General features: G+C 63.9%; 21 protein-coding genes and 1 pseudogene. 11 read left to right on the forward strand and 11 right to left on the reverse strand.

Annotated features, from left to right (window positions below; genetic code table 11):
• Positions 1 to 137 precede the first annotated feature (137 nt).
• From YA0848_RS21250 to YA0848_RS21275, 6 genes are all read right to left on the reverse strand, one after another.
• On the reverse strand, positions 138 to 1,841 hold the full coding sequence (locus tag YA0848_RS21250) for a GMC oxidoreductase (RefSeq protein ID WP_198712313.1): 1,704 nt from the start codon (positions 1,839 to 1,841) through the stop codon (positions 138 to 140).
• Positions 1,842 to 2,137: 296 nt separating this feature from the next.
• Entirely contained in the window at positions 2,138 to 2,506 is a 369-nt protein-coding gene (locus YA0848_RS21255) for an MAPEG family protein (RefSeq protein ID WP_023082269.1), read from the reverse strand.
• A 19-nt stretch (positions 2,507 to 2,525) separates the two neighbouring features.
• Positions 2,526 to 2,873: a copper-binding protein gene (locus YA0848_RS21260; protein ID WP_023082268.1), complete on the reverse strand. Its 348-nt coding sequence runs from the start codon at positions 2,871 to 2,873 to the stop codon at positions 2,526 to 2,528.
• Positions 2,874 to 2,927: 54 nt separating this feature from the next.
• On the reverse strand, positions 2,928 to 4,331 hold the full coding sequence (locus tag YA0848_RS21265) for a multicopper oxidase family protein (protein WP_031668804.1): 1,404 nt from the start codon (positions 4,329 to 4,331) through the stop codon (positions 2,928 to 2,930).
• 41 nt (positions 4,332 to 4,372) lie between these two features.
• Positions 4,373 to 5,827, reverse strand: a complete 1,455-nt coding sequence (locus YA0848_RS21270; RefSeq protein ID WP_023082266.1) for a TolC family protein — start codon at positions 5,825 to 5,827, stop codon at positions 4,373 to 4,375.
• Entirely contained in the window at positions 5,824 to 6,096 is a 273-nt protein-coding gene (locus tag YA0848_RS21275; RefSeq protein ID WP_198712312.1) for a hypothetical protein, read from the reverse strand. The genes YA0848_RS21270 and YA0848_RS21275 overlap by 4 nt, the downstream gene beginning before the upstream one ends.
• 252 nt (positions 6,097 to 6,348) lie before the next feature.
• Here YA0848_RS21275 and YA0848_RS21280 point away from each other — a divergent pair, with 252 nt between their 5' ends.
• The 3 genes and pseudogenes from YA0848_RS21280 to cueR all read left to right on the forward strand — a co-directional run bounded on the left by YA0848_RS21280 (position 6,349) and on the right by cueR (position 10,326).
• Positions 6,349 to 7,425, forward strand: coding sequence for an MBL fold metallo-hydrolase (locus YA0848_RS21280; protein WP_023082265.1), 1,077 nt, complete (start codon positions 6,349 to 6,351; stop codon positions 7,423 to 7,425).
• Entirely contained in the window at positions 7,422 to 9,866 is a 2,445-nt protein-coding gene (locus YA0848_RS21285; protein WP_023082264.1) for a heavy metal translocating P-type ATPase, read from the forward strand. Before YA0848_RS21280 ends, YA0848_RS21285 begins: the two co-directional genes overlap by 4 nt.
• Positions 9,867 to 9,868: 2 nt before the next feature.
• Positions 9,869 to 10,326: pseudogene (gene cueR, locus YA0848_RS21290) on the forward strand (Cu(I)-responsive transcriptional regulator).
• A 77-nt stretch (positions 10,327 to 10,403) separates the two neighbouring features.
• Here the strand turns inward: cueR and YA0848_RS21295 are convergent.
• The 5 genes from YA0848_RS21295 to gcvA form a co-directional block, all read right to left on the reverse strand.
• Positions 10,404 to 10,928, reverse strand: a complete 525-nt coding sequence (locus YA0848_RS21295) for a rhodanese family protein (protein WP_023082261.1) — start codon at positions 10,926 to 10,928, stop codon at positions 10,404 to 10,406.
• Between the two features lie 19 nt (positions 10,929 to 10,947).
• On the reverse strand, positions 10,948 to 11,247 hold the full coding sequence (locus tag YA0848_RS21300) for an ArsR/SmtB family transcription factor (protein WP_228381273.1): 300 nt from the start codon (positions 11,245 to 11,247) through the stop codon (positions 10,948 to 10,950).
• Between the two features lie 136 nt (positions 11,248 to 11,383).
• Complete coding sequence (tehA, locus tag YA0848_RS21305; RefSeq protein WP_232925152.1) at positions 11,384 to 12,391, reverse strand: dicarboxylate transporter/tellurite-resistance protein TehA; 1,008 nt, start codon at positions 12,389 to 12,391, stop codon at positions 11,384 to 11,386.
• A gap of 227 nt (positions 12,392 to 12,618) precedes the next feature.
• Positions 12,619 to 13,458 (reverse strand): archaetidylserine decarboxylase, encoded by an 840-nt coding sequence (gene asd / locus YA0848_RS21310; protein WP_031668801.1) that lies wholly within the window; start codon positions 13,456 to 13,458, stop codon positions 12,619 to 12,621.
• A 35-nt stretch (positions 13,459 to 13,493) separates the two neighbouring features.
• The gene (gcvA, locus tag YA0848_RS21315; RefSeq protein ID WP_023082257.1) at positions 13,494 to 14,408 is read right to left on the reverse strand and encodes a transcriptional regulator GcvA; all 915 of its coding nucleotides are present in this window, start codon (positions 14,406 to 14,408) and stop codon (positions 13,494 to 13,496) included.
• Between the two features lie 220 nt (positions 14,409 to 14,628).
• Here gcvA and YA0848_RS21320 point away from each other — a divergent pair, with 220 nt between their 5' ends.
• From YA0848_RS21320 to YA0848_RS21355, 8 genes are all read left to right on the forward strand, one after another.
• On the forward strand, positions 14,629 to 15,402 hold the full coding sequence (locus tag YA0848_RS21320) for an SDR family NAD(P)-dependent oxidoreductase (RefSeq protein ID WP_023082256.1): 774 nt from the start codon (positions 14,629 to 14,631) through the stop codon (positions 15,400 to 15,402).
• A gap of 77 nt (positions 15,403 to 15,479) precedes the next feature.
• The gene (locus YA0848_RS21325; protein ID WP_023082255.1) at positions 15,480 to 15,761 is read left to right on the forward strand and encodes a hypothetical protein; all 282 of its coding nucleotides are present in this window, start codon (positions 15,480 to 15,482) and stop codon (positions 15,759 to 15,761) included.
• A 69-nt stretch (positions 15,762 to 15,830) separates the two neighbouring features.
• Positions 15,831 to 16,172, forward strand: a complete 342-nt coding sequence (locus YA0848_RS21330) for a carboxymuconolactone decarboxylase family protein (RefSeq protein ID WP_198712314.1) — start codon at positions 15,831 to 15,833, stop codon at positions 16,170 to 16,172.
• 74 nt (positions 16,173 to 16,246) lie between these two features.
• Positions 16,247 to 16,915 carry a cupin domain-containing protein gene (locus YA0848_RS21335; RefSeq protein WP_023082253.1) on the forward strand — a complete coding sequence of 223 codons (669 nt, stop codon included), beginning with the start codon at positions 16,247 to 16,249 and terminating at the stop codon, positions 16,913 to 16,915.
• Positions 16,916 to 16,918: 3 nt separating this feature from the next.
• Positions 16,919 to 18,067: a flavin monoamine oxidase family protein gene (locus YA0848_RS21340; RefSeq protein ID WP_023082252.1), complete on the forward strand. Its 1,149-nt coding sequence runs from the start codon at positions 16,919 to 16,921 to the stop codon at positions 18,065 to 18,067.
• A 14-nt stretch (positions 18,068 to 18,081) separates the two neighbouring features.
• Entirely contained in the window at positions 18,082 to 19,260 is a 1,179-nt protein-coding gene (locus YA0848_RS21345) for a MalY/PatB family protein (protein ID WP_023082251.1), read from the forward strand.
• 45 nt (positions 19,261 to 19,305) lie between these two features.
• Positions 19,306 to 20,334 (forward strand): alcohol dehydrogenase, encoded by a 1,029-nt coding sequence (locus tag YA0848_RS21350; RefSeq protein ID WP_023082250.1) that lies wholly within the window; start codon positions 19,306 to 19,308, stop codon positions 20,332 to 20,334.
• Between the two features lie 82 nt (positions 20,335 to 20,416).
• Complete coding sequence (locus tag YA0848_RS21355) at positions 20,417 to 21,316, forward strand: MBL fold metallo-hydrolase (protein ID WP_023082249.1); 900 nt, start codon at positions 20,417 to 20,419, stop codon at positions 21,314 to 21,316.
• Positions 21,317 to 21,395: the final 79 nt, after the last annotated feature.

Below are 21,395 nucleotides of genomic sequence, written 5' to 3' on the forward strand. Positions count from 1 at the left end.
CGACAGGGATAACTTACTTTACCATCGGTTATCCCTTTTAGCCGCACAAATTTTAGCCATGGCTTTTCAGGAAGTCAGGGCTATCAGAATGGCCTTAGAAAGCCTAGTCAAAGAGCTGTCACGAGAACACCGTTAGCTTAGCGTACGATTTTTTCCGAATTCTGCGGTTCCCCCTGTAACGACGCCAGCAGCCGATCCGCAACATTGGCGGCCCATACCGCGATCGTCAGGCTTGGCGGCCTGCCGGTCGATTCCGGCAGCGCTGCGGCATCGACCACATAGAGGCCCGGGTTATCGAAAACTTCGCCATTAGCATCGATCACGCCATCGGCGTTTGACGTACCCAGACATGCACCACCTAGCGGCTGCACGGTGAGCGGTGATGCAGGGGCGTAGATTTTTGTGCCTGTTGCACGTTGAATTGTTTCAACTTCGTAGTCGATCTCATGATAGACGCTGCTCTCATTCTTGTCGTAGGTGATTTGGAATTTCCCGCTCTCCATCGTCATCGCGCCGTTATTGTTGTCCTTGCCCAAGGCGACGATGAATGAATTCCGACGCAACCAGCGGCGGAGTATGGCCGGCATGGGAATATCATCGATGCCCTGGATGGCGGCGCGCAGCACCTGCACCGACTTGCTGGGGGAGTCTTTCGACCGGAATGGCCCGGCCAACGGCAACCCCTCGGAGAGATCTTTGGAACTGTTTTCTTTCCAGAAGGCGAAGTATCCGCCATTGGTGCCGAAGCTCATACCGAGCCGTGGCATTCCATCCAGCGCGCCGTCGACATCTCGGCTTTTGAACAGCAGTCGAACTGTGTTCAGGCATCCGGCGGCGAGGACGACGTGCTTGGCGAATACCTTTTCGTCACGTCCTTCCCGGTGGTTGCGATAAAGGATTTCATAGCGCATTCCCTCAGCGCTCGCTTCGCTCAACTTGCGGATGGTCTGCACTTCGCACAGGTCACGGACCTTCAGTCCGCGCTGCATGGCGGGCCAAATCGCGGCAAAGTCCAGTGTCGTTTTGGCACCGGACGGGGACCCCAGCACACTGTTGTTGCGGTAGTCGCATTCCCAGCGATCAATGCCATTGGCATCTGTGACTTTCGATGCGCTGCCTGGTTGCTTCGGAAAGAGCACACCGATGAGTGGACTCGCAAGCCCTGCGGTGGACAGCTCTCCACCGTAATTTGTCTCACTGATGCGGTTCGGACTCTTGTCTTCTTCCGTGGCCGCCCGGGTCTGTAGCAGCGCGATGATCTCGGAATAGTATTTGTCCATGCCAGCTTGCGAGATCTGGGGATGGCGACCGTCCCAGTACGCTGGGTTGGAGGGTTTTGCCAGCATCCCGGCATAGATGTGGCTGCCACCACCCACGTTGGATGAGCAGATCACGTTGATGCCGTTGCCTAGGTACGCTTCAACAAAGCCCTTTGTGTTCAGAACCCATTGTCCCTGGAACAGATGGGACCGAATCGATCTCAGACCGTGGGAAAAAGCCTTTGCTCCTTGCGGCAGCGGTGTCAGATCCGTCATGCCGACTGATCGATTCGGCACCGTATCGCGCCAGGGGCCGCGCTCAAGCATTACGACGTCTCGCCCCGCTTCGGCAAGTCGCTTGGCTGCAATCGATCCACCGAAACCACTGCCGATGACGATTATTTCAACTTTGCTTGCCGGGACTGCATCCAGGGAATTCTCGGTAGATTCTTCGGTTGCAGCCACGGTTTGCGCGCCGGCCGATCTCGCGTATGCAAGCGTCGACAGCGCCCCACCAATCAGCACTATCGCCTCTCTTCGACTCAGGTTTATCTCATCGTCTGTCTCAGATTTACTGTCCATTTCGTCCCCATGAAATTGAATGAGTTCAAGGACCTGTTTGCAATGTGCAACGGCCCATATGGCGATCGCCTGGTTCGCGGCCTGCGCGCGATTCCGGTAGCACCGCAGCATCGGCTAGGCTGATTGGTGCCAGCCTTGTTGAGGATTTCGCGGGCGTGTCGCCTCGTTGTTCATCAACTACAGGTCGTGTCTTTGACTTCAAAGGGGGTCATGGAATGTCTCCGGTGCGTTTGGTGTTAGAACGCCGGAACTATCGACCTTACTATCGTGGGAATGTCAAGAGGCGTGGGAAGGTGTCAAACGAATTGCGCGGCCACACCGGCCAGCAGCGATACGAAGGTGGCCATCATGCCCATGCGACGAAGGGGCATGATCCCGCCAAGCATGCCGACTGCATGGGCGACACGCCCGATCACCAGCGGCCCTGCGATAGCGAAGACAAAGCCCTGCGGCACCCCCCGATACTCTGCGAGCGCGAGCAGGATGAGCACGATTGGCACGTATTCGGTGAAGTTGCCCTGCGCGCGGATGCGGCGCAGCAGCGCCGGGTCATCGCCCGGCCCCAGGGGCTGCTTGACCGCCATGCGACGCAGGGACACGGGAACGCTCAGTGCGATGAGACCGATGGCTGCGAAGGCGGCAACGGTGGAGGTGATGGGAAGCATGTGTATTTCCTTTGCCTAATCAGCGGATGGGCTGGATGTCCGTGACGATGAGCTTCTCGCCATCTTTGTCCGCACCGAATCGCACCTTGTCTCCCGCCTGAACCTTGTCCAGTAAGGTGGCATCACGTGCCTGGAACACCATGGTCATGGCGGGCATATCGAGGTGCTTGATCCGCCCGTGCTTGATGGTGATCTTGCCGGTGGTCTTGTCCACCTTGCGGATCTCGCCGTCGGTGAGGTCTGCACTGGCAGGTGCAGCAGCTTGGTTCGCAGGGGCCGCCTGGGCAAAGGCTCCGGGTGTCCAAGCCGCGGCCGTGACGCTCAGCATCGCGCCGAGCGTCACGGCAAAAATGGCTTTCGATTTCATAGAGTTTTCCTTGGAATGAAACGGTAAATCGCTGTGCGCAGAGTGGTCAGACAATCAATGGCCCGCGTGGCTGGCCGGCTTGCGTACCTGCACCTCGACTTGCGACGTGGACTTGGATGCACGGGGCATGGAGCTGCCTCCGGTGGAAGACGAGCGCACCGGCTCGGTCATCGTCCCTTGGTACTCGGTGGCGACCGTGCCCGGCGGCTGTTGGTACCAGCCCGGATTGCCATAGTCGCCGGGCTTCTGGTCGCGCCGCACCTTGAGCACGCTGAACATGCCGCCCATCTCGACCGATCCGAACGGGCCGTCGCCGGTCATCATGAGCGCGGTGTTATCGGGGATGGGCATTTCCATCTCGGTCATGTCGGCCATGCCGCGCTCGCCCATCACCATGTAGTCGGGGATCAGCTTGGCGATCTTGCCGGCCACGCCGCTGTGATCCACCCCGATCATGGTGGGCACGCTGTGCCCCATGGCGTTCATGGTGTGGTGGCTCTTGTGACAGTGGAACGACCAGTCCCCTTCTTCGTCGGCGACGAACTCGAACTGGCGCATCTGCCCCACGGCCACGTCGGTGGTCACCTCGGGCCAGCGCGCGGCTTTCGGGATCGGTCCGCCGTCCGTACCCGTGACCATGAACTCGTGGCCATGCAGGTGGATCGGGTGGTTGGTCATGGTCAGATTGCCGACGCGGATGCGCACCTTATCGCCCAATCGCACGTTCAGCGAGTCGATGCCAGGGAAGATGCGGCTGTTCCACGACCAGAGATTGAAGTCCAGCATGGTCATGACTTTGGGCGTGTAAGCCCCCGGCTCGATGTCGTAGGCGTTGAGCAAGAAGCAGAAGTCGCGCTGCACCTCGTCGATCAAGGGGTGCTTGGCCTTGGGGTGCGTTACCCAGAAGCCCATCATGCCCATCGCCATCTGCACCATCTCGTCTGCATGCGGGTGATACATGAAGGTGCCGGGGCGGCGCGCCGTGAACTCGTAGACGAAGGTCTTGCCCGGCGGAATGGCCTTCTGCGTCAGGCCCGCCACCCCGTCCATGCCATTGGGCAACCGCTGGCCGTGCCAATGCACGCTGGTGTGCTCGGGCAGGCGGTTGGTGACGAAGATGCGCACGCGGTCGCCTTCGACCACCTCGATGGTCGGCCCGGGGGACTGGCCGTTGTAGCCCCAGAGGTGAGCCTTGAAGCCGGGAGCCATCTCGCGCACCACGGGTTCTGCCACCAAGTGGAACTCCTTGACGCCGTTGTTCATGCGCCAAGGGCAAGTCCAGCCGTTGAGCGTGACGACGGGGTTGTAAGGGAGGCCCGTGTTGGGCGTGAGTGGCGGCATGGTGTCGGCCGAGGTCTGCGTGACCGGCTCGGGCAGCGCCGCCATGGCGACGCGGCTGACGCTGGCTACCGCCACCGTGCCGCCCGCCATTGCAAGAAATTGCCTTCTGGAGTTCATGGCTGTGTCTTTGTGTGGAATCTGTCGAAGAGTTGGCCGGCTTAGTGCCCGGCATCGTCGCTGCTGGCCGGCTGCGGGTTGCCTCCGGCCGCTACGGCGCTAGCCATGGGCCTGCCGATCAGTGCCGCTTGCAGTGCTGCATCGGCCAACCAGAACTGCTGCTCGGCCGTGATGGTCGACATCACCGCACCGACCTGGTCACGTGCGTCGGCCAGCAGGTCGAAAACACCGATCAACATGCCGTTGTAGCGAAGCAGGTTCTCCTCCGAGATGGTCTTGCGCAGCGGCACGACTTCGTCGCGCTGGTGCCGCGCGATGTCGTAGGTCGAGCGGTAGGCCGAATAGCTCTCTCGCACGTTCGATCCCGCCGCGCGCAGCGTGGCATCCAGGCGCTGGGCCGATGCCAGCACCTGGGCCTTGGAGGCATCGCGCTGCAAGTCACCCCAGTCGAACAACGGCAGGCGCACGGAGATTTCGTAGCCTCGCCCGGTGGCCTTGTGTCCATCGGCGTTGTCGAACGTGGTGTTGCGGGTCACGCCAAGTTCCATATCCGTCACGCTGGTGATGCCAGTCAGGCCCCGTGAACGTGCCGAGGCATCGAGTTCGGCCTGGGCCAGCCGCACGTCCAGGCGCGCGCGGCTGGCGGTTTGGCCTACTTCCTCCGGCTGCAATGGCTGCTTGGGCAGTTCGGGCAGGCGTTCAGGCAGCGTCAACTCCTGCGCTTGGACGTCAGTCAGGCCCAGTTGGCGTACCAGTTCCTCCCGCGCTGCCATGGCGGCATGGCGTGCGGATGCGAGCTGGGTGCCCGCGTCGGCGTAGAACGCTTGCTGGCGGGCGCGCTCCAGCTTGCTGAAGTTGCCCACGGCCTGCATACGCCGCGCCAATTCGGCACTGGCCTCTGCGCTCTCGTACACCTGACCGGCATATTGCAGGCTTTGCTGTGCGGCCACCGCGCGCACCCAGGCTTGGCGCACCAGCGTGATCTGATCCACCACGTCGGAAGTCAGGCGCAGGCGCGACTGCTCGATCTGGCGGTCAGCCAGTTCCTTTCGCGCAGGAAGGGTCAGCAAATCCAGTAGTCCGAAGGACAACAAGCGGCCGAATTCCAGTTCGCTGCCTGTGCGCAGCCGCTCGAAGCCGAACACCGGATTGGCGATGCGCCCCCCCTGCGCGGAGCGGGCCGCGTCGGCGCCATGCTGTGCCAGCAGGGCCTGCAACGCCGGGCTATTGGCCAGCGCCAGTTCCACCGCCTGCGGCTGGCCAAGCGGCTGAGCCAGCAGATCGGAAGCCACTTGGCGGCGCTGCGCATGGTCTTCATCCGAGCGAGCCAGGGCCAGACGCCCGCCGGTGAAGCTGGCGGCCTCGTCATTGGTGCGCGACAGGTTTTGCGCCAGGTCCACGCTGGCGCAGCCGGAGAGCGCCGCCAAGGCCAAGGCGGCGAGTGAGAAGCGAGCGCGGGAACGTCGATGGGACGTGGAGTGGATGCTGCTGCTCATGGCTGGGCCCCTGTATGTGCCTCATGCCCGCCACCGTGTGGGGGCAGCACCGGAGCGGTGGCCGCAGGTGCCGTGGATGGCGTCTCCTCTGAGGCTTCTTTGGCATAGCCGCGCCAGCCGCCAATGCGGCCCACGGTGTCGTTCGCTTCGCGCCAGGGCGTGATGGGCTGATCTGCAAACCGCTGGTAGGTGGCGAAAGCCGGTGTATAGGCCAGTGGCGGCACGGTGGGCGACGAGGTCTGCTGCGGCGCTTCTGCATGGGCTGCCACGGCCGCAAGAAGCAGGGCCACCGCGGTGCCTGCATGAGCGGGCCAACGAGAGACGGGTCGGGTCATGGGTGTTGTCTTCCGGGAGTGGTGCGGTGCGTCAATGGCAGCACTGTCACCCTTCCCATCGTGGGAGAGTCAACACCCATCCGAAATAACCTGATCCCGTAAAAAAAATGTTTCATTTCCGCTTGACTCTCCCATGATGGGAAGGATCAAGCTGACGGCATATTGGAAAACAAACTCGGAGATCCCATGGGTACACCCCTGGCGTTCAAGCCCCTCAACGACAGAGTCTCAGCGCCGCAGGCTGATTCGGCTGCTGCTTCTGTGAAGTGGCCCAAGCGGGGCTTCTGGAAGAGCTTGCGCATGACGCTGCGCTTCATCAACCGCCCACCAGGCCCTACTGGCCGCTGGCCCGCACAGCCGCTACCGATCCATGCGCTGACCCGCGCGGAGATTCTTGCGGCGCCTGCGCGCACCTTGTTCCGCTTGGGGCATTCGACCATCCTGCTCAAGCTGCGCAGCGGCTTGTGGCTGACGGACCCGGTGTTTGTCGAGCGAGCGTCGTTCGTTCAGTGGGCAGGCCCCAGGCGCTTTCATGCCCCTCCGATTGGTTTGGACGCGCTCCCGGACATCGAGGGCGTCGTCCTGTCCCATGACCACTACGATCATCTGGACCGCAACAGCATCCTTGCCCTTGCGCCCAAGGTGCGGCACTTCCTGACGCCGCTGGGTGTTGGCGACCGGCTCATCAGCTGGGGCATTGACGCGCGCAAAGTGGTGCAGCTGGGCTGGTGGCAGTCGGCCACGGTCGGGGACACGGCGGGCGGGCTGCAATGCACGGCGACTCCGGCCCAGCATTTTTCCGGTCGAGGGCTGTTCGATGGCGACCGCACACTCTGGGCCTCCTGGGTGCTGGCCGATGGCGATGTCCGCATCTTCTTCAGCGGGGACTCGGGCTATTTCGACGGTTTCAAGACCATCGGCGAGCGCCTGGGACCGTTCGATCTAACGCTGATGGAGGCCGGGGCCTACGACGCCCACTGGCCCCACGTCCATATGTGGCCACCGCAGACGGTGCAGGCCCATATCGACCTGCGTGGCAAGCGCCTGCTGCCAATCCACAACGGAACGTTCGATCTGGGAGGCCATAGCTGGCAGGACCCTTTCGAGCAGATTTCCGCCATGGCGCAGACCCGCGGAATCGGAGTGCTGACCCCGCTCATCGGAGCGCCGATGGACATGCTTCATCCCGATCCCACACCGGCCTGGTGGCGTGATTCGCAGCCCCAAGCCTCTATGCAATTTCATAACAGAGTTCTCTCATGACCACCTCTCTCACTGCCACAGTTCCGATGGAGTTCAAGCTCCCCATCGAAGGAATGACCTGCGCGAGCTGCGTTTCGCGCGTCGAAAAAGCGCTGAACACGTTGCCCGGCGTGGAAAGTGCCACCGTGAACCTCGCCACCGAAGAAGCCACCGTTCGCGCCTCCGGCGTGGATGCAGCGGCACTGGCGGGCGCTGTCCGCAAGGCCGGCTACGAAGTTCGCGCCGACGAGATCCAGCTTCAGATCGAAGGCATGACCTGCGCGTCCTGCGTGTCGCGCGTCGAGAAAGCGCTGCTGCAGGTCCCCGGCGTGTCCGCCGCGTCGGTGAACCTCGCGACCGAGAAGGCCACCGTCACTGCGCTCTCCGGGGTGTCGTTCGCGACGCTGGCGGCCGCCATCGACAAGGCCGGCTATGTCGCCAAGCCGGTCGAGGGCGCTGCCACTCCCCAGACCGCCAAGCGCCTTCCCGAATGGTGGCCGGTTCTCGTGGGCGCGTTGCTGACGCTGCCGCTGGTGCTGCCCATGGCGCTGCAATTGTTCGGCCTGGACTGGATGCTCGATGGCTGGACCCAGATGGCGTTGGCCACGCCGGTACAGTTCTGGCTGGGCGCGCGCTTCTACCGTGCCGGCTGGAAGGCCGTGAAGGCCAGGACTGGCAACATGGATCTGCTGGTCGCGCTGGGCACGAGCGCGGCCTACGGGCTGTCGGTCTATCTGCAATGGAAGCATTCGGGCCACGGCATGCCCCACCTGTATTTCGAGGCCTCGGCCGCGGTCATCACGCTGGTGCTGCTCGGCAAATGGCTCGAAGCCCGCGCCAAGCGGCAGACCGCCGATGCCATCCGCGCGCTCAATGCCCTGCGGCCCACGGTTGCGCGGGTTCTGGTCGATGGGGTTGAAGTCTCTACGCCGGTGGAACAGGTGGCGGTGGGCGACGTCGTCGTCGTGCGCCCCGGTGAACGGATGCCGGTCGATGGCGAGGTGATCGACGGACGCAGCCACCTGAACGAATCGCTCATCACCGGCGAGAGCCTGCCGGTGCCCAAGGCGGTCGGCGACAAGGTGACCGGCGGCTCGGTCAACGAGGAAGGCGTGCTGCAAGTCCGCACGGCGGCCATCGGCGCTGAAACCACGCTGGCCCGGATCATCCGCATGGTGGAGTCGGCGCAGGCAGCCAAAGCGCCGATCCAGCGTGTTGTCGACCGGGTGAGTGCGGTCTTCGTGCCGGTCGTCCTCGGGGTGGCGTTGCTGACCTTCGTCGGCTGGCTCCTGTACAACGGCGGCGACGTGGAACAGGCATTGATCAGCGCGGTGGCGGTGCTCGTCATCGCCTGCCCTTGCGCACTCGGCCTGGCCACGCCCACGGCGATCATGGCCGGCACCGGTGTGGCTGCCCGTCAGGGCATTCTGATCAAGGATGCCGAGGCGCTGGAAGTGGCGCACTCGGTCACCACCGTGGCCTTCGACAAGACCGGCACGCTGACCGAAGGCAAGCCGTCGCTGGTTGCCATCGAAGCGATGGGAGACGTGCATCCCGATGAAGTGCTGCAGCTCGCCGCCGCGCTCCAGCAGACCAGCGACCACCCGCTCGCGCATGCGGTGATGGAGAAGGCCCGGGCGCAAGGCGTGGCGGTCGAGTCCGCACGAGAGGCGCAGGCCCTGCCCGGCCGGGGCGTGCAGGCCGTCGTGGGCGGCCAGCACATCCTGCTGGGCAGCACGCGGCTGATGAACGAGGAAGGCGCCAACCCGGGCGCGCTGCTGGCCGAGGCGCTGCGCCTCGAAGGCGAAGGGCGAACCATCTCTTGGCTGCTGGAGCGGGACGGCGACCTGGTCCGCGTGCTGGGGCTGCTGGCCTTTGGCGACACGATCAAGCCCTCGTCCTACGCTGCCGTGGCACGGCTGCGCGAGCTGGGCATCCGCACGGTGATGCTGACGGGCGACAACCAGGGCAGCGCGCGCGCCGTGGGCCGTGAACTGGGCATCGATGACGTCCGCGCGGAACTGCTGCCGGGCGACAAGGCGGGCATCGTGCAGGAGCTGCGCCAGCAGGGCCGCATCGTGGCGATGGTCGGTGACGGCTTGAACGACGCTCCGTCCCTTGTGGCGGCAAACGTCGGCCTGTCGATGTCGACCGGCACCGATGTGGCGATGGAAGCGGCAGGCATCACCCTCATGCGCGGCGATCCGCGTCTGGTGGCCGATTCGTTCGACGTCTCCCGTCGCACCTACTCGAAGATCAAGCAGGGGCTATTCTGGGCCTTCGCGTACAACGTGCTGGGTATTCCGCTGGCCGCGCTGGGTATGCTCAGCCCGGTGATTGCAGGCGCGGCCATGGCCTTCAGCAGCGTGAGTGTGGTCACCAATGCCCTGATGCTGCGGCGCTGGCGCGGTGCTGCGACCGGCACCAACGGCAGCGGCCAGAATCAAGAAGAAGGAGCCTGACGATGAACATCGGTGAAGCCTCTACCGCCTCGGGCGTCTCGGCGAAGATGATCCGGCACTACGAAGACATCGGTCTGCTGCCCCCGGCCAGCCGCACCGATGCCGGCTACCGCCAGTATGGCGACAAGGACGTCAGCAAGCTGCGCTTCATCCGCCATTCCCGCGACCTGGGTTTCTCGCTGGACCAGATCAGTGCCTTGCTCGATCTCTGGCAGAACCGCAAACGATCCAGCCGCCAGGTCAAGGACTGGCGGAATCGCACATCGCCGAGCTGGATCAGAAAGTGCGGGAGCTTCAGGAGATGAAGGCCATGCTCGAATACCTCGTGCGCTCGTGCCACGGCGACGACCGGCCGGACTGCCCGATCATCGAATCGCCGGCATCTGAAACCACCGGGAACCCCGAAAAAGGCGGCGGCGACCGTAGCCGCCGCGGCAAGCGCCACCAGCTTGTTCCTTAGATTTCCCGGGGTCTCGCACCCCCCAGGATCAGGTCGCCCGCGCCAAGCACTGGAGGCTTGGCGCCTGCCTTACCGTGTCAACCGCCTACCGCCCGGCGATTCCACGGCATGCGCATCAAGACCCGAGCCATGCCGCAGAAACCGGATACCCCGGCAAATATAAAGCCGGCTCCGACAAAGCCCGACAACACGTGGAACCACGGCGAGACCGTCGCGCCCAGGACTGCTCCCAGCACGATCAAGGTGCCCGCCGTGATCTGCACCTGCCGCTGCAACTCCATCGGCTGGGACGCATCTGCGACCACAGGGAGCCCGGCCTTCTTCCAGGCATCGAGCCCGCCTTCCAGCACATAGGCGTCGCAGGCCGCGCACGCGCTCAACGTCTGGGCGTTGACCTGCGTCCGATTGCCGGATCGGCAATGGAAGATCACGCCGCCGGCAGCGTCCAGGGGGGACGCGCCTTTCAGATGCTCCATGGGCACGTGGCGGGCGGCAGCAATGTGCTCGCGCGCATGCTCGTCCGCGCCGCGAATGTCGATCAGGACAGCCCCTTGGCTGAGAAGGTCGCGGGCTGCTTGGGGAGAAATGGGCTTCAAGGACATGGCAGATAACTCCGGGTGGTCAGGGACAGAAGATGGTCTTGAGCGTGGAGATGAGGGTGGCTACATCCGGGTTGTCGATCCGGTAGTACAGCGTCTGCGCCTCCCGGCGGAACGTGACCAGGCCTTCCTCGCGCATCTTGGCCAGATGCTGAGACAACGCGGATTGGCTCAGGGGTACGTGCTCATGCAGCGCGCCTACCGACATTTCGCCGTGCTCGATCAGCAGGCACAGCAACAGCAAGCGATGCTCATTGCCCACCGTTCGCAGCAGGACGGCCGCCTGAGCGGCCCCCTCCTGAAAGAACTGCTTGTCTCTCATCTTTGCAACCATGGACGCTTTATTTCGTATTTCGCTAAATTAGCACATTCTTATGTAATAGCAATACCCCTCCGTTCTCACCGGGCTTGCGGTGCCTTTTTCTTACGATGGTCGGCGGGCATGTGCCGCCGGAGGGTTACTTGCGGGACTTGGGCTTCCCGGCAAACAAGCGAGCAGTGCGTAGGGCCAGATAGCCGATGAACAGGTTGGCCGCGACAAACACCGGCAGCGCCAGGACTTGCGCCGCACCAACACCCGACTGTGCCAGGTGCAGGCCTGTGACCGTCGCTGCGGCTACGCCGAACGTGTAGGCCCAGTAAGTGGGAATGAAGGGCTGCGCCCCCAGCCAGGGGCCCAGGCGCAGGCCGAGCAGCAGCTGAAAGAGCCCATAGCCCCATAGCATGAGCAACCAGTGGTCCGTGCTTCCCGGAGACAATGCCAGCCACGCCATCGCGCAGACGACGGGCGGCGCGAACTGGATGCCGATCAGGGGGCGCTGAGGCGTGGGCACTGAGGACGAATGCCAAAGCCGATGGATGACCAGCGATTCGAGCGCCAGCCATGAGAACAGTCCCGCTCCCAGGAACAGCCATCCCCAATCCGGCTGACCTAGCGCCCCCAATGCTGCCGCACTGACGAAATTGCCGGCGACGGTCGGCAAATACAGGGTCGGCACCATGTCTACCGTGTTTCTCCCGCCTTGCCAGAGCAAGCCGGTGTGCCAAAGGCAGAAGCCCAGGTGCCACGCGATCCCCGCGATCGTCAGAAGCCATGCCAGGATGCTTGAGTACGGGAGGACCGCGATGGCGATAAGCAAAGTGGAAACCGCCAGCAAGGCAGGCGTGCCTCCTTGCACCGGGTGAAGGAACTCGGCTTTCACGACCTCGAAGCGCCTGATTGCCTGCCACAGATAGCCAATGATCAGGACGAACCAGACCAGACCCGCGATCGCAATGACCGTCTCACCCACAGCGCCCGGCAAACTCCATCGCTGCGCCGCGATACGCCAAGCCTGCCCGAGACCTGCCAGACCCAGGACGACCCCGAAGTACGACGCCGGGATTTGCGCCTGTCTTATACCCATATGCCGAATCACCGAAGGAATTCTTGCCCCCTGAAATGCCACACAAACCCGAAAGAGCATGCGGGCCGCCATGAACGGAGACAGCTGCCAACCGCGCGCGCTCCCTTCGACGTTCCTATTCAAGCTGGCGTTTATTGTTCGCCGACCTCCCTCGCTGGACAAACGAGATAAAGTTTCTCCCGCCAAAAGAAATCATTTCCCGGTAGCTTTGAACACTCGTGCGCAGCTGCTGATCCGCCGAGCTGCTGGTGCCGGCCGCCGGGAAAGCCGCCGAGGCAGCTTCTGCTTCAATCGGCCATCACCTCTCCCAGGCGCACCGGGCGCGCGGGAGCCCATTCGGGGTTGAACCGCATCGGCCCCGGCGGAAACAACAGCACCACGGTCGAGCCCAGCAGGAAGCGCCCCATCTCCTCGCCTTGCTTCAGGCTGATGCGACGGTCGGGATAGCTCCAGTGCCGCACGCTGCGGCCGTGGGGTGGCCTGACCACGCCGTGCCAGACCGTCACGATGCTGCCGACGATGGCGGCGCCCACCAGCACCATAGCGAAGGGGCCATGCGGCGAGTCGAAGTGGCACACCACACGCTCGTTGCGCGCGAACAGCGCGTCGACGCCGCGCGTCGTGGCCGGGTTGACCGAAAACAACTCGCCTGGCACGTAGCTCATCGAAAGCAGATGCCCGTCGCACGGCATATGGACGCGGTGATAGTCGCGCGGGCTGAGGTAGAGGGTCGCGAAAGCCCCACGCTCGAACCTGCGTGCCAGCACCTGATCGCCAGCCAGCAAGGCGCCGATGCTGAAGGATTTGCCCTTGGCCTGGAGTAGCTGGCCACGTTCGATGCGGCCGAACTGACTGATCGCTCCATCGACCGGGCAGATCAATTGCGCCGTCGCCACCGGACGCACGCCGGGCCGCAGCGCACGAGTGAAAAAGGCGTTGAAGGTCTCGTAGGCTCCAGGGTCACTCGACGCCGCGTCCGCCATATCGACGTCGTAGTGGGCGATGAAACGCCGAATCACCCATTGCGTCAGTGCGCCCGCGCGCTTGTGCGCGAGTACGCCGAGCATGCGGGTGATGAAGCGCTTGGGCAGAAGATGCTGCGCTCGGACGAACACACGTTCGGACAAGCGGGGCTTCATGCCGGTGTCTGGCGCATGCCCGGTCATATGGCCGCCACCTCCGTGAGCAGCCAGTCGCGGAAGGCCACCAGTCGCGGCAGGCTCGCGCACCCGGGCCGATAGACGATGTAGTAGGCCATCGCAGACATGACGCTGATCTCGGGGAACAGCCGGACCAGGCGCCCGCTCGCCACGTCGTCGCGCGCCATCACGCTGCGCGCGAGCGCGACGCCTTGCGCCTCGATCGCGGCCTGCAGAACCGCCGCGGAATTGTTGATCTTCATGGCGCGCCGTGTGGCGGCCCCCGTCACGCCGACTTTCTCCATCCAGGTCTCCCAGGTGGGGAAGCCCGCATGACCGTCCATCGACAGGTCGTGGATCAAGGTCTCCCGTAACAGATCGGCGGGCGCGCGCAAGTCCCGGTTCCGACGCAGCAACTCGGGCGAACATACGGGGTAGACCTCCTCGTCCATCAGCTTGTCGGCCACCAGGTCTGGCCACATCCCCAGGCCATAGCGCACGCCGATATCCACCCCTTGCGCGATGAAATCCACGGGCTTGAGGTTGGTATCCAAGCGCACATCGGTATCAGGCCATGCGCTATGAAAGCGCTCGATGCGCGGCAGCAGCCACTTGGCGGCGAAAGCCGGGCTCACCGCAACGGTCAGCACGCCGCTGGCCGACCCTTCCTTGAGCCGTTCCAGCCCGAGGCCCAACCGATCGAAGCCTGCTCGGATGTCGGGCAGGGCGCGCTGCGCCACTTCGGTGGCAACCAGCCTGGATCGTCCGCGGTTGCCGCGATGGAACAGCGGTGTGCCCAGCCATTCTTCGAGCGCGCGAACGAGTTGGCCGACGGCAGCAGGCGTCACGTTCAGTTCGGCCGCCGCAGCGGAAAAGCTCTGGTGGCGGGCAGTCTCCTCGAATGCTCGCAATGCGTTGAGGTGGGCAGGCGATTTCATTTCATTAAAGTTTTTCTTTTAGATATGAACACTTTAAATGATTTGTCGAGACAAGGAAACCAAGAAAAAATATCACTTATAGAACAGGCCAGACGCTGCCTAGCTCGCGATGGCCGTTGGGCACCGAAAAGACAACGTGGCAGTAGAAGTTTTTCTTCCCGTTTCAGCCCCATCTCCGAACCTGCCACCTCGGCGGGGCAACAGTCAAAGAGGTTTTCACATGAGTCATCAATTCGACGGAAAGAAGCTCCTGGTCGTCGGGGGCACCAGCGGCATGGGCATGCAGACGGCCCGGGTGGTGCTGGCCCAGGGCGGCAGCGTGGTGATCGTCGGCAATCGCCCGACGAAGACCGAGGAAGCGCGCGAGGAACTGTCGAGCCTCGGCCCGGTCGCCGCAGTGACGGCCGACCTCTCCAGCGACGCAGGGCTGGCCGCGCTGCTCAAGGCCATCGACGAACAACATGCGGACATCGACCTGCTGGTCAACGCCGCCGGTGTGTTCTTCCCCAAGCCCTTCCTGGAGCACTCCGACGCTGACTACGACCAGTACATGAAGTTGAACAAGGCCACCTTCTTCATCACGCAGAAGGTCGCCGCCAACCTCGTCGCCAAGGACCGTCCCGGCGCCATCGTCAACATCGGTTCGATGTGGGCGAAGCAGGCCATCGCGGCCACCCCCTCGTCGGCCTACTCGATGGCCAAAGCGGGTCTGCATTCGCTGACCCAGCACCTGGCGATGGAACTGGCACCCAAGCACATCCGCGTCAATGCGGTGTCGCCGGCGGTGGTGCAGACGCCCATCTACGAGGGGTTCATCCCGAAAGCCGAAGTGCATGACGCGCTGCAAGGCTTCAACAGCTTTCACCCGATCGGCCGCGTGGGCACCCCGCAGGACGTCGCCGAAGTGGTTGCCTTCCTGCTCTCGGACAAGGCGGGCTGGGTCACGGGCGCCATCTGGGACGTGGATGGCGGCGTGATGGCCGGCCGCAATTGATGCACGGCGGGCAAGCCCCTGGCGCTTGCCCCACCTGCGCTCGTTTCTGTCAACCAACCTAGCAAGGAGAAATGCACATGGTCTATTTGCAAATCACCCTCAAGATCGCCGAAGCCAACCGGGCTGCGGCGGCTGGCATCTACCAGAAGTACAAGGGGCCGTTCCTCGACACCGTTCCCGGTGCCGAGTCCAAGGAACTGCTGGTGCGCAACGAAGACGTGCAGGTACTGCATGGCTTCGATACCCAGGAGAACGCGAGCGCCTATCTGCAGAGTGCGCTGTTCACCGCGGACGTGGTCGGTGGCCTCAAACCGCTGCTCGATGCCGACCCCGACGTGCGCATCTACCAGATTGCTTAATGTCCCTCGTCGCCGGGTGCGCAAACAGCGCATCCGGCATTTTTCTGTCAAGGAAAGGTTGATCTCATGATGCAAGACTGGAATGCCTATCGCGGCATGCTGATGGAACGGGTGGGCGAATACGCCCAGCAGAGCCCGGCGGTGATGCAGGCGCTTGGCGCCCTCAGCGGAGTCGTCGAACAAGGCGGGCACCTGACGCCAAAGATCCACGAACTGATCGCGCTGGCCGTGGCGGTGACGACCCGTTGCGATGGCTGCATTGCGGTCCATACGCAGAAGGCAGTCGAGCACGGCGCGACCCTGGAGGAAATCTCCGAGGCTCTGGGCATCGCTATCGCACTGAATGCCGGCGCTGCACTGACCTACACGGCTCGCGTGCTCGACGCCCACGCGCAACTGCCCAAACAGTAAACCCATCGGCGAACGGAAGGCAGGCCCGCAGACCGGGCCTGTACGTCGTTCCCGCCGCGACAGGAGCCCTGCCCATGCGCATCAACGCAGATTTCTCGCGCCGAGCCATCGTGACGCCCGAGCAGTACCAATGGGTCGCCTCCCCCCAGGGAGGCGTCGAGCGCATGATGCTCGATCGCATCGGCGCGGAGAAAGCCCGGGCCACCAGTATCGTGCGCTACGCACCCGATTCGCGCTTCCCGCATCACCCTCATCCGGGCGGGGAGGAGATTCTGGTTCTGTCGGGGGTCTTTTCCGAAGACGACCGGCACTATCCGGCAGGCTGGTACTTGCGCAATCCACCCGGCTCCAGCCATGCCCCGTCCAGCCACGAGGGCGCAGACATCTTCGTCAAGCTCTGGCAGATGCAGCCTGGCGAGCAGCGCAACGTGCGCATCAACACGCACGACCCGGCCGCATGGCAGCGCCGGGATGGCCGCGAGGTCTGCCCGCTGTTCTCGGATGCTTTCGAGCGTGTCAGCGTGCAACGCCTGGCACCCCTTGAAGCGTTGCTGACCGACTCGGCCGATGGCATCGAGCTGCTGGTGCTGACCGGCGAAGTCATCACCGATGGCCAGTCTTGCGAGCGTGGAAGCTGGGTGCGTCTGCCTGTCGGTGAGCGCCCCGAGATCACCGCTGGCACGCACGGCGCCACCGTCTATCTCAAGACCGGACACTTGGCCGCTGCGGTGCAGGGGGTCTAACGGATGCAGCCCACACGCATTGCCATCATCGGCGGCGGCCTCAGCGGCCTTTATGCCGCCATACTGCTGGAGGCCCGCGGCATTCGGGACTATGTGGTGCTGGAGGCTCGCGAGACCTTCGGTGGCCGCATCGTTTCCTGGCCGGACGCATCTCGTCCCCACGAGGAAGCGATTGGGAAGCTGCCCATCGCCGGGCGCTTCGATATGGGGGCAACATGGTACTGGCCGGCCATGCACCCGGAGCTGCAACAGCTTGTGGCGCAGCTTGGCCTGGAGACCGTCGTGCAGCATGAAAACGGCGACATGTTGATCGAGCGCTCCAGGACACATGCACCGAGCCGCGTCGATGGGTTCGTCTCCGCGCCGCCCGCGCTGCGCCTGGCGGGCGGCATGGCCGCGTTGGTCGACGCCATCCGCGCCCGCCTGCCTGCTGACAGGCTCCTGGCCGGCCACCAGGTCACGCACCTTCAGCACCAGGGCGAACGGATCGAGGTCCAAACCCGGGATGCGTTGGGGCAAGTCGTTTCCCGCCATGTCGCCCATGTCCTGCTGGCGATACCGCCTCGGCTGGCGGCCAACACCATCGACTTCGCACCGACCCTGCCCGACGCGCTGCAACGGCAGTGGCAGGCATGCGGGACCTGGATGGCGCCGCATGCCAAGTACGTCGCCGTCTACGACACGCCGTTCTGGCGCGAGCAAGGGCTGTCCGGCGAGGCGCGCAGCGCCGTCGGGCCGATGGGCGAGATCCACGACGCCTCGGCCGAGGGTGGCGATGCCGCGCTGTTCGGGTTCCTGGGTGTGAGCGCGCAGATCAGGCAGCAAACGCCGGAGGCGGTCCTGCTTTCCCATTGCCGGGCCCAGTTTGTCCGGTTGTTTGGCGAGCAGGCGGCACGGCCCAAGGCAGAATTCCTGAAGGATTGGACCAGCGACCCGCGCACCGCGGTCGCCGCCGACGCGCACCCGGATGTCGACCACCCGACCCCGCCTCCCAGGACACCACACGATGGCACCTGGGAAGGCCGGCTCGTCGGCATTGCCAGTGAGTGGTCGCCGCATTTCCCCGGCTACGTGGCCGGGGCCGTCGAGGCGGCACGCCTCGGGGTCGAAGCGCTGTTGTCCCCCCACACGGCGGCGTCCATCCTGAATTGAGAAAGGAAGCATTGATGTTCGATTTCGACGAGGTCATCGACAGGCGCGGCACCAACTCCATGAAATGGGAGCATGGTCGCCAGTTCCTCACGCCCGAACAGCGGGCCGCCGACCCGCTACCGATGTGGGTGGCCGACATGGATTTCCGGGTGGCGCCGCCGATCCTCGATGCCCTGCGCGAGCAGGTGGAGATGGGGGTACTCGGTTACGGCGGTACGCCGGACAGCTACCGTGAAGCCGCCGTGGACTGGCAAATGCGCCGCTTCGGCTGGCAGGCCCGCCCGGAATGGCTGGTGCAGTCCCCGGGCGTCATCAGCGCGCTCAACATGGCGGTTCAGGCGTTCACACAGCCGGGCGACCACGTGCTGGTACAGACCCCCGTCTACTTCCACTTCCTGCACGATGTGGTCAACAACGGCCGTCGCTTGGCCCTGGCGCCGCTGACGCTGGAAGCTGGACGCTATCGCTACGATCCCGAGGTCTTCGAGGCCGCCATCCAGCCGAACACCCGGCTGTTCATTTTGTGCAACCCGCACAACCCGACCGGCAATGTCTGGACGCGCGAGGAACTGCTGTCGATGGCGGCGATCTGCGAGCGTCATGGCATCCTGATCGTCTCCGACGAAGTGCATCAGGACCTGGTGTTCGGCGAGGGCCGACGGCATGTACCGCTGGCGATGCTGGATGACGGGGTCGCGCTCAACACCATCGTCTGCACCGCGCCCAGCAAGACGTTCAACATCGCCGGCCTGTCCTGCGCCAACATCTTCATTCCCAACGCACGCCACCGGCAGCGTTTTTGGACGCAGTGCGAGCGCAACGGCGTGTTCCTCGTCAACACGATGGGCACGGCGGCCTGTGAGGCGGCGTACCGGCATGGCGAGCCGTGGGTCGACGCCATGCTCGACTACGTGCGCGGCAACCAGCGCTACTTTGCCGCGCAGGTCACCGCGCTGGGGCTGCCCCTGACCATCACGCCGACCGACGCGCTCTACCTGGCGTGGGTGGACTTCAGAGCACTCGGCATGCCACCGGTCGAACTGCATGACTTCCTGCTGCGGCGCGCCCGACTCTGGCTCGACCCCGGACACAAGTTCGGCGCACCCGGTGAAGGTTTCATGCGCATCAACCTGGCCTGCCCTCGCAGCGTGGTCGACGAGGCACTGCACCGCCTGGCCTCGGCCCTTTCCTGAAGCCGCCTGCCTATTTCAACGACAACAAAGTTTGGAGCAATGACCATGAAGACTACCTATCGTGCGATGCAAGTAACCCGGCCTGGCGTCCTTGAACTGGCGGAGCGCCCGACGCCTGCGCCCGGCGTCGGAGAGGTACTGATCGAGGTCGAAGCCTGCGGTATCTGCGGTGCCGATACCGGCGACATCGAACGCGCCGATCCCACGCTGCAACCGCCGCGCGTACCTGGTCATGAAGTGGTCGGGCGCATCGCGGCGCTCGGCGAGCACACCCCGTCCAACTGGAAAGTGGGGCAGCGCGTGGGCGTGGGCCGCTTGGGTGGTCATTGTGGCGAGTGCGTCCAGTGCCGCCAGGGCCGCTTCCAGCTCTGCCAGAACCAGCCCGTCCTCGGCGCCACCTGCGATGGCGGCTACGCCGAGATGATGCTGGCACGCGCCACGGGATTGGTTTCGATTCCAGACGAACTCGACGCCGATGAAGCCGCCCCGATCCTGTGCGCAGGCATCGCCACCTTCAACGCGCTCAAGAAATGCGGCGCAGAGGCTGGCGATACGGTGGCCATCCTGGGCATCGGCGGCCTGGGGCACATGGCGCTTCAGTACGCACGAAGGATGGGGTTCAAGGTCATCGCCATCGGACGAGGCCGCGACATCGCGGAAGACGCGCTGACGCTGGGGGCTCACCTCTACATCGACACCCGTGAGGAAGACGCGGCAGCCAGGCTCAAGAGCATGGGTGGCGCGCGCGCCATCGTCACGATGATCGACCACGCGGAGACGGTATCGGCGCTGCTGGCTGGCCTGGCGCCCGAAGGGCGGCTTGTCGTGCTCAACCCCGGCAAGGAGCCCCTGCTGGTGCCCGCCGGCCTGCTGGTCGGCGGGCAGCGCAGCATCCTGGGCTCGATCACCGGCACGCCTTACGACAACGAGAAGACCCTGAGTTTCAGCGTTCTGGCGGACGTGCGCCCCTGGATCGAAACCATGCCCCTGGAAGACGCCCAGGACGCCTACGTGCGGATGAAATCCGGCGACGTCAAGTTCCGCATGGTGCTGACCATGAATCAGTCCCACTGAGGCATGCGCCCAAAGTTTCAATTAATGCTTGCCAGATAGGCTCTGCGAGCCTTTTCCCGAACGATATCCACCGGAGGCTTCCATGTCTTTACGATCTCTCGCACCAAAACTCTTTGGCATCATCGCCGCCGTTTCCCTTTCAGCCTGCGCGGCACTTGGCACGCAGACCGAATCAGGGACAGTGGCGGCCCAAGGCGCTCATCCCGTCAGCTTCGAGCAAATCCGCAATGCGACCGTCAAGGTCAGCTATGGCGACACCACTTTCCTGATCGACCCGATGCTGGCGGAGAAGGAAACCTATCCCACCGCGCCGGGTGCCTTCAACGACCACCTGCGCAACCCGCGCGTCGATCTCCCCACCAGCATCGACAAGGTGATCGAAGCCGATGCGGTCATCGTCACCCACCTGCATTTCGACCATTGGGACGAAGCGGCAAAGAAGCACATCCCCAAGGACATACCCATCTTTGCGCAGAATCCCGAGGATGCCGAAAAAATCCGGGAGGCCGGATTCCGCGATGTCCGTGTATTCGGCGAGGGCACCGAGTTCAATGGCGTGCGCCTGACGAAAACCAGCGGCCAGCATGGCAGCGATGCCGCCATGGCCGTGCGCGGCCCACAGCTCGGCAAAGTGTCCGGCGTGGTGTTCCAGCGCCCTGGATTCAAAACGCTCTACCTCGCTGGCGATACGGTGTGGAACCGGCACGTTGAGACCGCACTGGCGACCTACAGGCCGGAAGTCATCGTCCTGAACACCGGCTACGTGCGCTTCAAGGGCCTGGACGGCGCCATCATCATGGGCAAGGAAGATCTCCTCAAAGCGAGCAGGGCCGCACCCACCGCCTACATCATTGCAAGCCATATGGATGCGCTGAGCCATGCCACCCAATCACGCAAGGAACTGGCCGAGTTCATCGCCGAGAAGCAACTCGACCCGAAGCGCGTGCTGATTCCCGAAGACGGGCAAAGCTATACGTTCTAGCCCCGCCCATCGGCATTCCCCAGGTTCATGAATGCCGCGACACGTTGCATGAACCATGCGAAACACCCCTTGTACAGCC

It is taken from the genome of Pseudomonas sp. S4_EA_1b (genome assembly GCF_016307435.1).
GTDB classification, from domain to species: domain Bacteria; phylum Pseudomonadota; class Gammaproteobacteria; order Pseudomonadales; family Pseudomonadaceae; genus Aquipseudomonas; species Aquipseudomonas rhodesiae.

Excerpts from the sequence above, each read along its gene's own strand:
- YA0848_RS21250 (WP_198712313.1), bottom strand. The coding sequence starts at position 1,841 with ATGGACAGTAAATCTGAGACAGACGATGAGATAAACCTGAGTCGAAGA.
- YA0848_RS21255 (WP_023082269.1), bottom strand. The coding sequence starts at position 2,506 with ATGCTTCCCATCACCTCCACCGTTGCCGCCTTCGCAGCCATCGGTCTC.
- YA0848_RS21260 (WP_023082268.1), bottom strand. The coding sequence starts at position 2,873 with ATGAAATCGAAAGCCATTTTTGCCGTGACGCTCGGCGCGATGCTGAGC.
- YA0848_RS21265 (WP_031668804.1), bottom strand. The coding sequence starts at position 4,331 with ATGAACTCCAGAAGGCAATTTCTTGCAATGGCGGGCGGCACGGTGGCG.
- YA0848_RS21270 (WP_023082266.1), bottom strand. The coding sequence starts at position 5,827 with ATGAGCAGCAGCATCCACTCCACGTCCCATCGACGTTCCCGCGCTCGC.
- YA0848_RS21280 (WP_023082265.1), top strand. The coding sequence starts at position 6,349 with ATGGGTACACCCCTGGCGTTCAAGCCCCTCAACGACAGAGTCTCAGCG.
- YA0848_RS21285 (WP_023082264.1), top strand. The coding sequence starts at position 7,422 with ATGACCACCTCTCTCACTGCCACAGTTCCGATGGAGTTCAAGCTCCCC.
- YA0848_RS21295 (WP_023082261.1), bottom strand. The coding sequence starts at position 10,928 with ATGTCCTTGAAGCCCATTTCTCCCCAAGCAGCCCGCGACCTTCTCAGC.
- YA0848_RS21300 (WP_228381273.1), bottom strand. The coding sequence starts at position 11,247 with ATGAGAGACAAGCAGTTCTTTCAGGAGGGGGCCGCTCAGGCGGCCGTC.
- tehA (WP_232925152.1), bottom strand. The coding sequence starts at position 12,391 with ATGCTCTTTCGGGTTTGTGTGGCATTTCAGGGGGCAAGAATTCCTTCG.
- gcvA (WP_023082257.1), bottom strand. The coding sequence starts at position 14,408 with ATGAAATCGCCTGCCCACCTCAACGCATTGCGAGCATTCGAGGAGACT.
- YA0848_RS21320 (WP_023082256.1), top strand. The coding sequence starts at position 14,629 with ATGAGTCATCAATTCGACGGAAAGAAGCTCCTGGTCGTCGGGGGCACC.
- YA0848_RS21325 (WP_023082255.1), top strand. The coding sequence starts at position 15,480 with ATGGTCTATTTGCAAATCACCCTCAAGATCGCCGAAGCCAACCGGGCT.
- YA0848_RS21330 (WP_198712314.1), top strand. The coding sequence starts at position 15,831 with ATGCAAGACTGGAATGCCTATCGCGGCATGCTGATGGAACGGGTGGGC.
- YA0848_RS21335 (WP_023082253.1), top strand. The coding sequence starts at position 16,247 with ATGCGCATCAACGCAGATTTCTCGCGCCGAGCCATCGTGACGCCCGAG.
- YA0848_RS21340 (WP_023082252.1), top strand. The coding sequence starts at position 16,919 with ATGCAGCCCACACGCATTGCCATCATCGGCGGCGGCCTCAGCGGCCTT.
- YA0848_RS21345 (WP_023082251.1), top strand. The coding sequence starts at position 18,082 with ATGTTCGATTTCGACGAGGTCATCGACAGGCGCGGCACCAACTCCATG.
- YA0848_RS21350 (WP_023082250.1), top strand. The coding sequence starts at position 19,306 with ATGAAGACTACCTATCGTGCGATGCAAGTAACCCGGCCTGGCGTCCTT.
- YA0848_RS21355 (WP_023082249.1), top strand. The coding sequence starts at position 20,417 with ATGTCTTTACGATCTCTCGCACCAAAACTCTTTGGCATCATCGCCGCC.